The 14185-nt window shown below is 51.7% G+C and carries 10 protein-coding genes; 9 read left to right on the top strand and 1 reads right to left on the bottom strand.

The window, feature by feature from the left end; translation table 11 throughout:
- Positions 1 to 633: 633 nt before the first annotated feature.
- The 7 genes from ACFQ2I_RS14620 (at position 634) to ACFQ2I_RS14650 (ending at position 9757) form a co-directional block, all read left to right on the top strand.
- Positions 634 to 1851 (top strand): ROK family protein, encoded by a 1218-nt coding sequence (locus ACFQ2I_RS14620; protein WP_377565222.1) that lies wholly within the window; start codon positions 634 to 636, stop codon positions 1849 to 1851.
- A gap of 176 nt (positions 1852 to 2027) precedes the next feature.
- Positions 2028 to 2861 carry a carbohydrate ABC transporter permease gene (locus ACFQ2I_RS14625; RefSeq protein WP_377565223.1) on the top strand — a complete coding sequence of 278 codons (834 nt, stop codon included), beginning with the start codon at positions 2028 to 2030 and terminating at the stop codon, positions 2859 to 2861.
- The gene (locus ACFQ2I_RS14630; protein WP_377565224.1) at positions 2858 to 4120 is read left to right on the top strand and encodes a beta-galactosidase; all 1263 of its coding nucleotides are present in this window, start codon (positions 2858 to 2860) and stop codon (positions 4118 to 4120) included. Before ACFQ2I_RS14625 ends, ACFQ2I_RS14630 begins: the two co-directional genes overlap by 4 nt.
- A 62-nt stretch (positions 4121 to 4182) precedes the next feature.
- Positions 4183 to 5550 carry an extracellular solute-binding protein gene (locus ACFQ2I_RS14635; RefSeq protein WP_377565226.1) on the top strand — a complete coding sequence of 456 codons (1368 nt, stop codon included), beginning with the start codon at positions 4183 to 4185 and terminating at the stop codon, positions 5548 to 5550.
- Between the two features lie 102 nt (positions 5551 to 5652).
- Positions 5653 to 6564 (top strand): carbohydrate ABC transporter permease, encoded by a 912-nt coding sequence (locus ACFQ2I_RS14640; protein WP_377565228.1) that lies wholly within the window; start codon positions 5653 to 5655, stop codon positions 6562 to 6564.
- Positions 6565 to 6596: 32 nt separating this feature from the next.
- Positions 6597 to 7646, top strand: a complete 1050-nt coding sequence (locus ACFQ2I_RS14645) for an SGNH/GDSL hydrolase family protein (RefSeq protein ID WP_377565230.1) — start codon at positions 6597 to 6599, stop codon at positions 7644 to 7646.
- Positions 7643 to 9757: a hypothetical protein gene (locus ACFQ2I_RS14650; protein WP_377565231.1), complete on the top strand. Its 2115-nt coding sequence runs from the start codon at positions 7643 to 7645 to the stop codon at positions 9755 to 9757. The genes ACFQ2I_RS14645 and ACFQ2I_RS14650 overlap by 4 nt, the downstream gene beginning before the upstream one ends.
- Before the next feature lie 104 nt (positions 9758 to 9861).
- Here ACFQ2I_RS14650 and ACFQ2I_RS14655 read toward each other — a convergent pair whose 3' ends face one another.
- Complete coding sequence (locus tag ACFQ2I_RS14655; RefSeq protein ID WP_377565233.1) at positions 9862 to 11334, bottom strand: glycosyl hydrolase family 28-related protein; 1473 nt, start codon at positions 11332 to 11334, stop codon at positions 9862 to 9864.
- A 336-nt stretch (positions 11335 to 11670) separates the two neighbouring features.
- Here ACFQ2I_RS14655 and ACFQ2I_RS14660 point away from each other — a divergent pair, with 336 nt between their 5' ends.
- Both ACFQ2I_RS14660 and ACFQ2I_RS14665 read left to right on the top strand, forming a co-directional pair.
- A complete protein-coding gene (locus tag ACFQ2I_RS14660) occupies positions 11671 to 13203 on the top strand; it encodes an extracellular solute-binding protein (RefSeq protein WP_377565235.1) in 1533 nt (510 codons plus the stop codon).
- A gap of 65 nt (positions 13204 to 13268) precedes the next feature.
- Positions 13269 to 14171: an ABC transporter permease gene (locus ACFQ2I_RS14665; RefSeq protein WP_377565236.1), complete on the top strand. Its 903-nt coding sequence runs from the start codon at positions 13269 to 13271 to the stop codon at positions 14169 to 14171.
- Positions 14172 to 14185 lie beyond the last annotated feature (14 nt).

Genomic DNA, 14185 nt, shown 5'->3' on the forward strand with positions numbered 1-14185 from the left:
AAGACCCCTAACGTTTTTGGCCATTGTCCACGGGAAATTATTTTCTGACAATTCAGATTAATTATTGTGTTAGTTTTTATGCAACGCTACTGATGAATCCTACACAGGAGCGTCGAAAAGGGGCATGCGCGCCGAAATAGTGTATGAATCCTACACTGGAGCGCCGAAAAGGGGCGTGCGCGCCGAAATAGTGTATGAATCCTACACAGGAGCGCCGAAAAGGGGAGTGCGCGCCGAAATAGTGTATGAATCCTACACTGGAGCGCCGAAAGGGGGCATGCGCGCCGAAATAGTGTATGAATCCTACACTGGAGCGTCGAAAAGGGGAGTGCGCGCCGAAATAGTGTATGAATCCTGCACTGGAGCGTCGAAAGGGGGCGTGCGCGCTGAAATAGTGTATGAATCCTACACAGGAGCGCCAAAACGGAGCGTGTGCAGCACATAAACATTGAACGGTAGGCTGTAGTAGGCGATGTGGCCTCGGTTGGAGAGTGGAAAGTGGTTGAATGGGTGAATATGGAATAGATACAGAATGGATAAGTTTCAAGGAAATTCTTTTACAAAGGGATAATTTCTGTTATTATCTTAGTTAAGTTAAGTAATTAAAATCCGATAGACAGGCGAGGGTGTATATTGAAAAAGGTAGCAGGAAATCAGAAGCTCATTCGTTCCACCAATTTGAATTTGATCATTGACCTGGTAAGACGCCAGGGGCCGATCTCCAGAGCCGACGTGGCGAAAATATTAAAGCTGAGCGCACCTAGCGTCTCCTCCAATATCGAGCAGTTGCTTGCGATGGAGATATTGGAGGAAGTGGGCACGCGGGATGTCGTAAGCAGTGGAAGACCGGCCATATTGCTGAGGTTCAACAGACATTACGGATATATTATCGCCATTGACCTGGCAGGGGATCGCATTCGTATGGCGGTCGGCGACTTGATGGGTGAAATCATCGCTCAGGACGAGGTGTCGTTCTCGTTGAAGTCCAATATTACCGCAGACGATTTCTATTCGGTGATGAACAAAATGAAGGAACTGCTTGGCAGCAAGCATATTCCACAGGAAAAGCTGAAGGTCGTATGTGTGGGAACGCCGGGCATTATTAATAAAGAAACCGGTTATTTCAAGGCAGCTCCCAGATTCAAGGAATGGGACACGATCAATATACATCAGTTGATGAAGCAAGAGATGGATACCGATGTGATGGTCATGAACGACATGAATCTTAATGTCATCGGAGAGAATCGTTACGGAGCGGGCAAAGGGTTCAAAAACCTGCTTGGCATCAATATCGACTTCGGCATCGGGGCCGGACTGATTATCGACGGGAGGCTGTACGAAGGGAGCAGGCTTGCTGCAGGGGAAGTCGGTTACTGGGTTTGCGGAAATCCGAATTTCAACGAGCCGGGTCAGTTAAAGAATAATTATCTGGACTACTATTCGTCGTTATACGCTTTAATGAATACTGTGAAAAGGGACTTGAGCAACGGCGCAGAGAGTAAAATCACGGACTACTGCAAGGGCAACCTGGAGATGGTCGATTTCGAGGCGTTCTGTAAAGCGACGGCTGACGGCGATCCTTACTGCATGAAGAAGACGAAGGAGCTGGTGCAGTCCCTTGCCATCGTGCTGGCCAATATGAGCGTGCTCCTTGATCTGGAGCTGATTATAGTAGGCGGAGATATCGTAAAGCTGGGCTATAAGTTTATTCAGCCGCTCAGAGAGCTTGTTAATGGTATGGTTCCTCTGACGACGACGATCGTATTCTCGGAGCTTGGTGAACGATCAGGTATTTACGGCGGATTTGCTGTAGCTCTGGATCGTGTGATGCAAGAGATTCTACCTCAATAATTCGCAAAAAAAATTAGCTTGACGAGTGAACAAACAGAATCTATTATTAAGTTAAGTTAACTAATTAAATTGCGCATGTGTTTTGAAAGAGATGCATCAGCTCGTTATTGCGGTTATGCAAACGCTTATATTGCGCTTGCAAGTTGCTATTTAGACTAGACAAGAGGGGGTTGCGCATGTCAAAAAGGTGGTCGCCTGGAAGGGCGTTGATTCAAGTATTGTTCATGCTATACGCCATTTCCATTATTTATCCTTTTATTTGGATGTTCCTTAATTCGCTCAAGACCGGCCCGGAATTTTATGCCGACATCTGGTCGCTGCCCGATCAATGGCGATGGAGCAATTACGAGAAAGCGTGGGATGAGGCAGGGCTGGGCCAGTACTTTCTGAACAGTATCTATATAACCGCCATAGGTACGCTGCTTGGTGTCATGTCCGCCGCGACTTCGGCTTATACCGTTGCCAAGTACAAATTTCCCGGAGGAAATATCATTTTCTTCTTCGCGGTATCTACGTTCCTGATCCCTACGGTAGGGTCCTTGGCGGCGTTGTATAAGCTGATGATCGATTTGAGCCTGTTCAACTCGCATATTGGGCTGCTGGTGTTGTATTCGGCCGGGCTCGGCATGAATTTCATTATTTTGTACGGATTCTTCAAGGGCGTCTCGTGGGAATACGCGGAGGCGGCCTATATGGACGGAGCGAACGATTGGCAGATTTTCTTCCGAATTATGCTGCCGATGGCCAAGCCGGGATTGGCTGCGGTGGGGCTCATTACCATGATCAACATATGGAACGATTACTTCCTACCGTATATGTTCCTGCAGGAGCAGAAGCTGTTCACCATCTCGGTCGGTCTCTACGATCTCGTTCTGAAGCAGCAGTATGCCGCAGACTGGACTACATTATTCGCTGCGTTGACGCTGTCGACGGTTCCCGTCCTGATCGTATACTTCTTGCTGCAGGACAAGCTGATTAGCGGACTGACGACAGGAGGACTGAAGGGATGAGAAGAGCGATTGGCGCACTGACGGGCATAGCTCTCCTGCTGACGACGGCAGCGTGCAGCGGACAACAGGATGAAGGAGTAGAAGCAGAAATGAAAACGTTTCCTATCGGGCTGTGGGTGTCCCCCCCGGCAAATGAAGTGACTCTGGAGCGTTACGAGGAGATGAGGGAAGCAGGTATAACCTTCGTAACGGGATTTAGCGAATGGGAAGGCGGGAGAGAGACGATGATGAAGTCTCTCGATTATGCGGAAGCAACGGGAATGAAGGTGATATTGCGGGACCCGCAGATCGGAGAGCTGGCGGATGAAGACTTGTCCATGATAGGAGAATTGACCGCTCCGTATCGGGAACATCCCGCATACATGGGCCACGTCTTCTACGATGAGCCGTCGCTCACGCAGTATGACCGTCTGGCAGCCATGAAGGAAGCATACAAAAAAGATGCGCCGGACGGACTGCCCTATGTCAACTTGTTCCCGACATACGCTTCTCTGGACCAGAAGGGAGGCACCTACACCGAGTATCTGGATCAATTTATTCAGAAGTATAAGCCGGAGCTGATCTCCTATGACCACTATCCCTTCCTGACCGAAGCGAAGGGCGGACCCGGCGCGATTACCGAGGATTACTTCTACAATCTGGAGCTGATTCGGCGCGCATCGACCGAGCATCAGCTACCGTTCTGGCTGTTCATTCAGACGCTCTCCTTCAATACGACGCACCGCGATCCCACAGAAGAGGAAATCCGGTGGCAGGTGTTCACAAGTCTGGCCTACGGAGCCAAGGGCGTTCAGTACTTTACGTATTGGACACCGCAGTCGGGCAGGGAGACGTTCGGCAGCGGAATGATTGACCTTCAGGGCAATCGCACCCGGCATTATGATGAGGTAAAACGAATGAATGCGTCCCTGCAGGAGATCGGCCCGTGGCTGATGGAATTGCAATCCGAAGGCGTCATTCACTTCGGCAACCAGCCGCCATTACTGGAGGAGTCCATGCAGTCCTTCGGCCCGATTGCATCTATTTCGGGAGATCCCGCCATTATAGGTTGCTTTACCGATTCGGAGGGAATACAGAGCGTGTTGGTCGTGAACGCAAGCTTTCAACAGCCGTCGAGTACTGAGTTGAAGCTGGCAGGGGATGTGAAGCTGGCAGAGGTCTGGAACGGCGGACCAGTACAGTCGCGCAAGATTGCCGGCGGAGCCGTGCAAGTCGAGCTGGCGCCGGGCGGCGCCATGTGGATCGCATTCAACGGATAAGACAATATCTCAAGATATTGTTTTAGATACATGAAACTATAATCTGAAGGGGTGTACGAACAATGATGAAGAGAAGATGGAACAGAATGACATGGCTAACCGCCATGCTGATTGTCGCAATGATGCTGGCAAGCGCTTGCGCCAACAATTCGAACGGCTCGGAGGAGCAAGGCGGGAAGGAGAGCAATGCGCCTGCGGGAGAGAAGAAAGTACTGAAGGTAGCGTTCTTCCAAGGGGGCTTCGGCGATGCGTGGTTCAAGGAATTGAAGCAGCAATTCGAAGCCAAGCATGAAAATGTAACGGTGGAACTGGAAGGCGATCCCGGCATTATGGAGAAGATGGGCGCTCGCTTCGAATCGGGGGCGAATCTGCCGGATGTGGCATTTCTGACGAATACCCACTGGCAGATGTGGGCTGCGCAAGGCTTCCTGGCGGATCTGACCGACTTGTACGAGGGAACGGACTCTGACGGTGTGACGATCAAGGATTCCTTGAATGAAGCTGCCCGCCAATATGCGATATACAAGGAAAAGGCATATATCATTCCATGGTCCGACGGCTATCTGGGACTGGCTTACAACAAGGGCATGTTCGAAGAGAACGGATGGGAAGTGCCGAAGACATGGTCGGAGTTCGCCGAATTGGCGGAGAAGATCAAGGAGAAGGGGATAGCTCCGATTGTCTATCCGGGGAAAGTGATCGGTTACTGGGACTTCGTCGTGAAGCCGATGATGGTGCAGGCGGGCGGATTCCAGTATTTGAATCAGCTAGTAAGCATGGATACACCGGAGGTATTCCAGGACCCGGCCCGTTTGACCGCATTGGAGCAATTCGAGCAGCTGTTCCAGAACGATTGGATGCTGAAAGGTTCGGAAGCTCTCAATCATACGGAAGCGCAGATGGAATTCGTCAACGGCAAGGCCGCCATGATTCCTAACGGCAACTGGCTGGAAAATGAAATGAAGGCATCTACGCCGGAAGGCTTCCGCATGGCGATGATGCCGGTGCCTGCCGTAGACGGCGCCAAGGAAGAAAACATTTTCTTCAGCCTGGTCGGTGACATAACGGTTGTTCCCGCCAAGTCCAAGGAGCAGGAGCTGGCGAAGGCATTTATCGCATTCGCAGCATCTCAGGAGATGAATCGCAAGTTCACGGAGCTGACTGGGAACTTCCGGCCGTTCGACTACTCGCTGGAAGGCGTGGAAGTGTCTGAATTTACGCAGAGCGTAATGGACATTATGCAGAACAACAAGGCTTTCACCTTTAATTCCAACAATCCTCTCTTCGCCAAAATGCAGCTTTACCCTTCAGGCGACGCTTACGGCAATATTGCGTTCGGAGCGAAGACGGCAGAGCAGCAATTCCAGGACGACTACGCCTTTGCAAAAGACAAATGGGAGGCGTACAAGAAAGAAGTGGGAATGGAGTAAGAGGACTAAGACGGCTTTCGTATAAAGGCTTGCGCCGCAGTCGATGCGGCGCGAGCCGAAGCCGCATGCATGAGGTAAGCTTCTTGGAAAGTAGGGGATATCGTGTCTATATTGCAAAATCGAAAGAAAAGAATGCGATTTCTTTTCATCCTGTCCATGGTCATTTATCCGGTGGCGCATTATCTGATCTTTACGATTTACGTGAATATCAATACGTTCGTCTACGCTTTCAAGCGTTGGAATATGTCCACCGGCAATATCGACTGGGTAGGCTTCGAAAATTTCAGGGAGATCACGGAGAGAGTAATACAAGATCCGGCGTACAAGTATGCAGTCCTCAACACCCTGCTTTGGATTCCGCTGAATGTATTGATTTTACTGCCGTTGTCGCTTTATGCGGCCTATCTGTTCTCCAAGAAGATAAAGCTGCATCATTTTTATCGCATTGTTTATTTCTTTCCGTCCATTCTATCCATTGTTATTATCGCGATGGCCTTCTCGTTCATGGTGAACCCCAATATCGGGGTGGTGAATCCCATTCTGGAGTTCATGGGCCTGGAGAGCTTGACGAGAGCCTGGCTCGGAGATCCGTCTACGGCACTGGCAACGGTGTTCTTCTTCTGCGTATGGGCAGGAATCGGATTCAATTCTGCGATTCTCCTGGGAGCGATCGGACGCATTCCCCACGATCTGTATGAGGTCGGGGAATTGGACGGGATCTCCCGAATGACAGAGCTTCGGAAGGTCGTCGTGCCGATGATATGGCCTACGATTTCGACTTTGATCATTATCGGCACAAGCGGCGCTTTCACTTTGTTTTTGCAATCCAAGCTACTGACGAATGGAGGCCCCAATTTCGCCACGAATACGGCGGCGCTTCAGATTGTCGATCTGGTGTCCGACGGGAATTACGGCACGGCTTCCGCATTCGGAATTCTGTTGGCGATCATTGGATTCGCTGTGACGACAGTAATCAAGCACTTTCTGGATAAGAACACGGCTGTCGAATATTGATCGCACGTATTCACAGACGAGGAGGAACGTTCATGAATCAGAAGCGGCAGATCGGGGAAGCGGTTGTCTTGACGAAGCAGGACAGCCATGCGCTGCGTTATGTCCCTGTGCGGCCTGGAAGCCTGAGCTTGTACGAGAGGGAAACCGGGGCTGAAGGCGAAAGGGTGATGGGAAGGCTGTTCCAAGAGGGACGCGATTATGTGGTGGATTGGGAGGAAGGGCGGCTTCGCCGAACGACCGACAGTCGCATACCGGATTGGGCGAGGCATAGGTTCTTCGGGAAGCGGGCATTCGATCAGACGGGGCTGACCGATTACGGGAATGAGAGCTTCACCGTCTATGCCGACTATGAGTATGACGCGGAGCCTGCTGGCGGGAACGAGGCGGCTGAGAAGGCTTCAGCGACGGCAGCCTCCCTGTTGCCTAGCTGTGATGAACGGCATCGGAAGGGGCTTCCAATCACCTATGTCGTATACGGAGACAGCATCAGTACGGGGGCGGAAGCGAGCCACCATCGCCATTGTTATTCTTATCGGCTGTATGAACGGCTGAAGACGCTCTTCCCGGCTAGCGAGATCCGGTATGAGATGAGAGCGATTGGCGGAGAGACGAGCATGGAGGGGTGGAAGCGGTTACAGCGTGATGTCATCCCGCTGAAGCCGAATTTGATTACAATCGCTTATGGCATGAATGATGCGAACCGATTGCAGGGGCATGTGAATGAAGTGCCTGTGTCTCGCTTTAAAAGCTATGTAGGGGAGATGATTGCAAGCTTGAAAGAAAGGACGGAGGCCGATATCATCCTGATCACCCCTTGCGAGCCTAATCCCATGTGGAAATTCTGCAGCGGCGAGATTCATCACTATGCGGAGGCGATGAAGGAGACGGGGATGCGGTACGGTGTGCCGGTAGCCGATGTGCATGCGCTCTGGCTGGAAGAGCTGGGAGCCGGCAAGACGCCGGAAAGCTTGCTGTTGAATAATATTAACCACCCTAATGATTATGGGCACGAAATTTATATGCGGGCGCTTAGCCAGTTGTTGGGGATGGAATCGGGAATGAGGAAGGAAGGGGAGTCATGATGCGTTCGAAATTCATAATGTCTCTGCTTGCCGTTGCGCTGCTGTCTGTAGGATCGTCGGGTATCGGCATGGCTTACAGCCCGGCTATTCAGCCTTTCCCTATCGGGATATTCTGGCCGCCTTCTCCTGCCGACACCACGAATGCGAATTATACGGACATTGCAGGAATGAACGCCAACTTCATCGTAGGCGGCAATGGTGTAAGTGACTATACGGCAAACGATGCGGCACTGGGTTATGCGGCTACACATGGCTTGACGCTGCTGGCGGATGACAGCCGATTGGCTTGGCGCAATATGTCGGTCGATCAGCACGCTACGGGACACGGGCTATTCGTCAGCTCGTCCGTCACGCTTGGCCAGACCTTCAAGACCCCTCAAGGGACGGGCTGGGGACTCAATACGATATCCATGTATATCGATAAATTGAATTGGCCTGCAGGCACTGCATTGACACTGACCTTGTACGATAGCCCGGCGAAGCAGAACGTACTGGCCTCGGATACCCTTACAGGGCCTGTGCCGACCTATTATCCGACGTTCCAGCTGCATGTACCCGTCTCGTCCGATACCTCCTATTACTTCGAGCTATCCAGCGATCAGCCGAGCGGAGTGGGATGGGTTGTGACCAGCTCCGCCGATGTGTATGGAGACGGCAGAGCCTACAGAGCCGGCGTAGCGCAACATACGGATTTTTGGTTCGAGCTCGGCTTCGCCCAGAGAGCTTACAATGACGGGAATCAGCCCGGCAATAGCGACATCGACCAGATTGCAAGTCATTACCGTACGCATGCCGCCCTGCAAGGCTACCATGTGCTGGATGAGCCTTCGGTTCTGCAGATGACGAGGATACAAGATACGATCCGCCGCTTGAAGAACGGTGATCCCGATCACATGTCCTTCGTCAACTTGTTCCCGAATTACGCGTCTGCAAGCCAGCTGGGATTGAATCAGATGACGGGAGAATACGTCAGCTCGTCTGTCCCGCTTGGGCAAGCTTTCCGCACCAAGCAAGGGCAGACACATATTGATACGGTGCAATGGTGGATCGATAAGAATACTTGGGGAGCGGGAGAAGCCTTGACGCTTTCACTATGGGACTCCAACGCCAAGACGAGCTTGATCGCCCAGCATACATTGACCACACCGACTACGGAGTGGCCGCAATTCCAGTTGAATGCACAAGTATCCGGCAATACGGAATACTATATGGAGCTTACCCATAACGGCGGCGGGAACAACTCGGTGGGCTGGGTTGTACGAGCGAATACAGGGGATGACTGGTACAATGACGGGGCTGCTTATATTGCCGGCAATGCCATTGACGCGGATTTCTGGTTCACACTCAATCAGAACATCGTCGGCGGCTCCTACGAGGATTATGTGTACCGGTGGATGTACACGGAGCCCGATGTGCTCGTGTTCGATCATTATCCGTATCTGGCGAACGGGGCGTTCAGAAGCGATTACTACGCCAATCTGGAAGTGATTCGCCGACAAGCGGACTTGGGGGGAGTGGACTTCTGGTCGTATATCCAATCCGTCGGCGTCAGTGGCGCATGGCGTGTGCCCAGCGAGAGCGAGATGAGATATCAGGTCTATTCCAATCTGGCTTACGGCGCCAAGGGTTATATTTACTTTACGTACTGGACTCCGGAGTCCAGCGGAGGGGAGAGCTTCAACAACGGCATTATCCTGCCTGACGGAACGAAGAACAGCTCTTACACGTGGGCGCAGCAATTGAATGCGGATGTGATGAATCTCGGAGACGTGCTAATGGGGCTGCATTCGGAAGCGGTCTACCATGCCGGGGGAGTTCCTACAGCGGCAACTTCATTGCCTTCGTCGTTCTTCTGGCAGCCGGACAATAGCGCCATTCCGCTATTGCTGGGCTACTTCCAGGACGATGCCGGCAACGATTATTGTCTCGTCGTGAACAAGAACACGAGCCAGTCGCAGCATATGGCTTTTACGATTTCCACAAGTTATGCAACTGTGCAAGAGATATCCAAAGCGACAGGGCAGCCGGCAAGCACCAACTATGACGCCGGGACGGGCAGCATGTCCACGAATTTCCAGCCTGGTGAGGGCAAGCTGTTCTTGCTGCAGTAATTTGTGGAACGAGAATAAGGCATCGATGGGTACAGGGAACTGTATCCGTCGATGCCTTTTGTGCGCTGGTGGCGAGCTGCGCTGTCACGGCATTTATCGTTAAGCTAGAACAACTCAGCTGTGACCGTCACAGCCTGAAAGTCTGTTTGGGTGACCGTTCCGCCACTGAGTACTTTGTAGGTATGAATGCGCACATTCGATGCAGTCTGGCTTCGAATGGTAACAAGTCCGGCATTGCCGGACGCATCTACGTTATTGGAGAACGACACCGCATACCGGTTAGTGGGATACGGGAAGCTCCAATTGATCTGGAAGTCGCCAGCTCCCACTCTTGTCACGCTGGCTACACCGCTGCCAGCCAGCAATGAGCCGCTGGCGTCGAAGGTTGCCCAAGCCCTGCTGTTGACGACCTGGTTGAAGGAGTCGATTAATCTGCCGTTGGTATGATGCAAATACTGGATGCGGTTATGGGCGCCAAGATCGGTAATGGCTCCATTGGAGGTGTAGTATCCCAGTTCTACCCAATTGCGCTTAGAGAGACTGCCCAGATAGACGACATGGTTAGCAGTGGTCGCTTCTACATAACCGCCTTCCAATCGGCAGCCGTAGCCGTCGATGCGGTAGCAATAAGTAGTCGCAGTGCTCCCCCGGGCGGGAATGATTGTCTGGACGATGTTGTTGTTGAAGGTCAGTCCCGCCGTATAACGGGATTCTGTACCAATGCCGAGCTCGCAGATCTGCACATCACAATTGTCTATGGTGGTGGCATGAGCGGCTGAAGCCGGCGACAGAACAGAATCGTCCAGTACAATGGCTTTCTTGGCTCCCCATACCTCGCAGCGAACGGCACTGTTGACTTCGCCGCCGGCGTACGCCGGTGAACTGGATGACACATTGCCGAAGACGATGCCGTAGCCTTGCGCCATATCCTCCCACACGCCTTCCGTCTTGCTGACGCCGCCGCGCACGTAATTGCCGACGTAGCACTCGAATATCGTGCTTCGGGTAATGTTGCGGAAGTCGAATCCAATCTGTTCATAGTTGCTGGGAGATGCGGTGGTGGGATGGTTGAGCACAATAGCCAAGTGGCCGATGAACAAGTCCTGCAAGTAATCGTTGGGGCCGGATGGATGGAAGTCTCTTCGAATGACGCTGCCTCCCGTCGGCTTAGCCGACAATACGGAGACGTTCTCTCCTTCTCCAAGCAGCCATATGCCTCTCTTGAGCGCAATTCCCTTCGAAGGCGAAGGGTCGACCAGATAGACGCCGTTAGGGATGTACACGATGCCTCCGCCAGCGGTATAAGCCGCTGATATAGCCAGATTAATGGCATTGGTGTCATCGGTTATACCGTCGCCTGCCGCGCCGTAGTCGGCTACATTATACACGGTAATTCTTGCTGCTGCTTGAGCGGTTCCAGTCCCGAAGGGGAGTGCTTGGCTTGCGGCAAGCGCAATGCCTGCCGTTCCAAGCGTGGCCAGCAGCTTTCTGCGGCTGATGCCTCCTCCTGCTTCGTCTTCATGATGACAGGTATTAGTGTTCTGATGGTTGATCCCGGTCTTACGATTATCATTCATCCGTCTTCGCCTCCCATGTACAATGAAATGGTCAAGCATGACCAGTATAGAGTTTGCAGGGGATTAAGCCTATAGTAGCTTGATGCATGAATAATACTTTTGCGGCAATAGCATTCCGGGGATGGGCTCCATGTCGGAAAAGTATTATTTATCCGCGAATGTATTATAGAATTGGCGCAAGCATGTGAAATATAATTCGAATCAACCGAACCCGAGAGGAGGAATGATTCCTATTGATCAGCTTCAGAAGAGTGACTTTCAATAATTCGGAAAAGAAACGGCTTCAAAATGTGAAAGGGCTTTCAAAGAACGGCAAGTAGAAAAAGGGGGATATCCATGACAAGAAGAAGGTTATTGGCTGCTCTCATGATCGCTGTCTTGCTCATCGTAACAGCATGTTCGTCACAGGAGAATTCTAATAACAATGCTTCCTCTCCTGGAAGCGAGTCAGGGGACGGCGGCAGTGGGGAGCCGTCGCCGCCTGAAAAAGCTTATATTCTTACGAAAGTTGAAGCGGGTACGGAGCTGTCGGACGATAAAGCGGTGCTGGATGAGATCAGGAAGGAAACGAATGTAGAGCCGGTCATGATCAAGCCGCCTGCGGGCACATACGAGGAGAAGCTTAATATTATGCTGGCTTCCAACGAGCCGTTGGATGCTTTCATTGTGAGCGATTGGACAGAGTTCAAGAAGAAGGGGATGATTCGCCCCATTAACGATCTGCTGGAGCTTGCTCCGGAGCTCGTCAGCAATTATACACAGGAAGAATGGGACGCTGTAACGGATAAGGAGACGGGCAATATCTATGCCATACCGTTCGCCAATACGCCCATAGGCAATGCGCCTCGCATTCGGGAGGATTGGCTGGAGGAACTGGGACTCCAGATGCCGACTACGCTGGAGCAGTTCGAGCAGGTGCTTGAAGCGTTCCACTTCACGGATAAGTTCGGAGATAACGTCATTCCTCTGGTGACTCACTTGAGCTTTCAGCAATTGGACAGGGCGTTCATGGGGTTATGGACCGAATACGGCGATCATCACTGGATAGACGACGCCGGGAATGTGAAGCCCGCGATTCTGCATCCCGGATATAAGGACTATATTGCCAAATTAGCGGAATGGTATGCGAAAGGATACATTTGGAAGGAAGCGTTCACACAAGAAATTAATGCTATAAATGATCTTGTTGCACAGGATCGGGTAGGCGTGTTGGCCACATGGGTGTCCGTAGGCATGACCGGAATCGATACATTGCTCGGGGAGAAGCCGGAGGCCCGCTACAACTATATGAGAACGTTCGAAGGACCTGCAGGAAGCGCTTACTCGCTGCGGCTGCCGGTACGTCAAGGCATCGCGTTCTCGGTGAACAGCAAAAATGCGGAAGCGGCCATCAAATTCTTCAATTGGGGTGTTTCTAATCCGACGAACCGCAATATTATTGACTTCGGCCTTGAAGGCAAGCATTGGAATTGGGTGGATCAGAATGAAGGTATTATTGAGCGGGTTGCCGGCGCGGAGAAGCAGTATTCCGGCATGTTCAGTCTCGTTCAGGGAGCGACTACGCTGGGATCGACCGATCGTACGACGTCAGGTCAACTGTGGGCGGAATTTTTCAACTTTACTTCCGATGCTAGCATTGTGCTGAAGAAGCCTGCCGATTACGGGACCATCTATGACGAAGCGAAGATTAACGAGACGGTGCCGTCAGTCAGCGATATCGACAAGCTGCGGGACCGCTGGCTGGTGAAGTTCATTACCGGACAGGAGCCGATCAGCAAGTGGGATACGCTTCTGGCGGAGCTTAACAAGCTGGGACTTGATCGGCTAGTGGCGGAGAGAACGAGACAGTACAGGGAGCAAGCCGAATAGATAGGCCAGTACCGTTCCAGTGGAGTGGTCCGGCATAAGGGTGGCGGCTGGAGAGGAGCATACGTATGAATGCAATGCGGAAAAATCCGCTGCTATACGCGTTGGTAGTGCCGGGTCTACTGTACTTTTTGATCTTTTATTATGTACCCATGTTCGGCGTTATCATCGCGTTCAAGGACTACAGCCCGTTCCAGGGCATTGGCGGCATATTCTCATCGGAATGGGTCGGCTTCCAGCATTTCCAGGATTTCTTTCAATCCTATTCCTTCCGGCAAGTGCTGGTGAATACGCTGCTGTTGAGCTTCTACAATCTTGTCTTCGGCTTTCCGGCGCCGATTATACTTGCTCTCATGCTGAATGAGGTGATACATCGGCGCTTCAAGAAGGCCATTCAGACGATCTCGTATTTGCCTCATTTCCTGTCCATGGTCGTTGTCGTAGGGATTTTGCACTTCCTGTTATCTACGGACGGCGGATTATTGAATGAGGCACTGGGCTGGTTCGGAGCCGACTCCGTTTTATTCTTGGGAGAGCAGAAGTTTTACCGCTTTATTATTGTCTGTACGCAAATATGGCAGCAGATCGGCTGGGAGAGCATTATCTTTCTTGCGGCCATGACAATGATTGATCCTCAGCAGTATGAGGCGGCTGTCATTGACGGCGCCGGCAAATTCAAGCAGATGCTATATATTACGCTGCCAGGTATTCTTCCCGTTATCGTCATCATGCTCATCTTTCGGATCGGCAATGTGCTAAATGTCAATTTCGAGCTGATCTTGCTGACCTATTCTCCATCCACATACGATGTATCGGACGTGATCGACACGTTCGTATACCGGGAAGGATTAATTGGCATGAAGTACTCCTATACGACAGCGGTAGGCTTATTCAAGTCCCTGTTCTCGGCTATCATGCTGTTGGGGGCCAATTACTTGGCCAAACGGTTCGGGCAAGAGGGGATATGGTAACCGGCACTGCGATT

This window comes from Paenibacillus chungangensis, assembly GCF_042675905.1.
Lineage (GTDB): Bacteria > Bacillota > Bacilli > Paenibacillales > Paenibacillaceae > Pristimantibacillus > Pristimantibacillus chungangensis.

Excerpts from the sequence above, each read along its gene's own strand:
- ACFQ2I_RS14655 (WP_377565233.1), bottom strand. The coding sequence starts at position 11,334 with ATGAATGATAATCGTAAGACCGGGATCAACCATCAGAACACTAATACC.
- ACFQ2I_RS14660 (WP_377565235.1), top strand. The coding sequence starts at position 11,671 with ATGACAAGAAGAAGGTTATTGGCTGCTCTCATGATCGCTGTCTTGCTC.
- ACFQ2I_RS14645 (WP_377565230.1), top strand. The coding sequence starts at position 6,597 with ATGAATCAGAAGCGGCAGATCGGGGAAGCGGTTGTCTTGACGAAGCAG.
- ACFQ2I_RS14665 (WP_377565236.1), top strand. The coding sequence starts at position 13,269 with ATGAATGCAATGCGGAAAAATCCGCTGCTATACGCGTTGGTAGTGCCG.
- ACFQ2I_RS14630 (WP_377565224.1), top strand. The coding sequence starts at position 2,858 with ATGAGAAGAGCGATTGGCGCACTGACGGGCATAGCTCTCCTGCTGACG.
- ACFQ2I_RS14650 (WP_377565231.1), top strand. The coding sequence starts at position 7,643 with ATGATGCGTTCGAAATTCATAATGTCTCTGCTTGCCGTTGCGCTGCTG.
- ACFQ2I_RS14635 (WP_377565226.1), top strand. The coding sequence starts at position 4,183 with ATGATGAAGAGAAGATGGAACAGAATGACATGGCTAACCGCCATGCTG.
- ACFQ2I_RS14625 (WP_377565223.1), top strand. The coding sequence starts at position 2,028 with ATGTCAAAAAGGTGGTCGCCTGGAAGGGCGTTGATTCAAGTATTGTTC.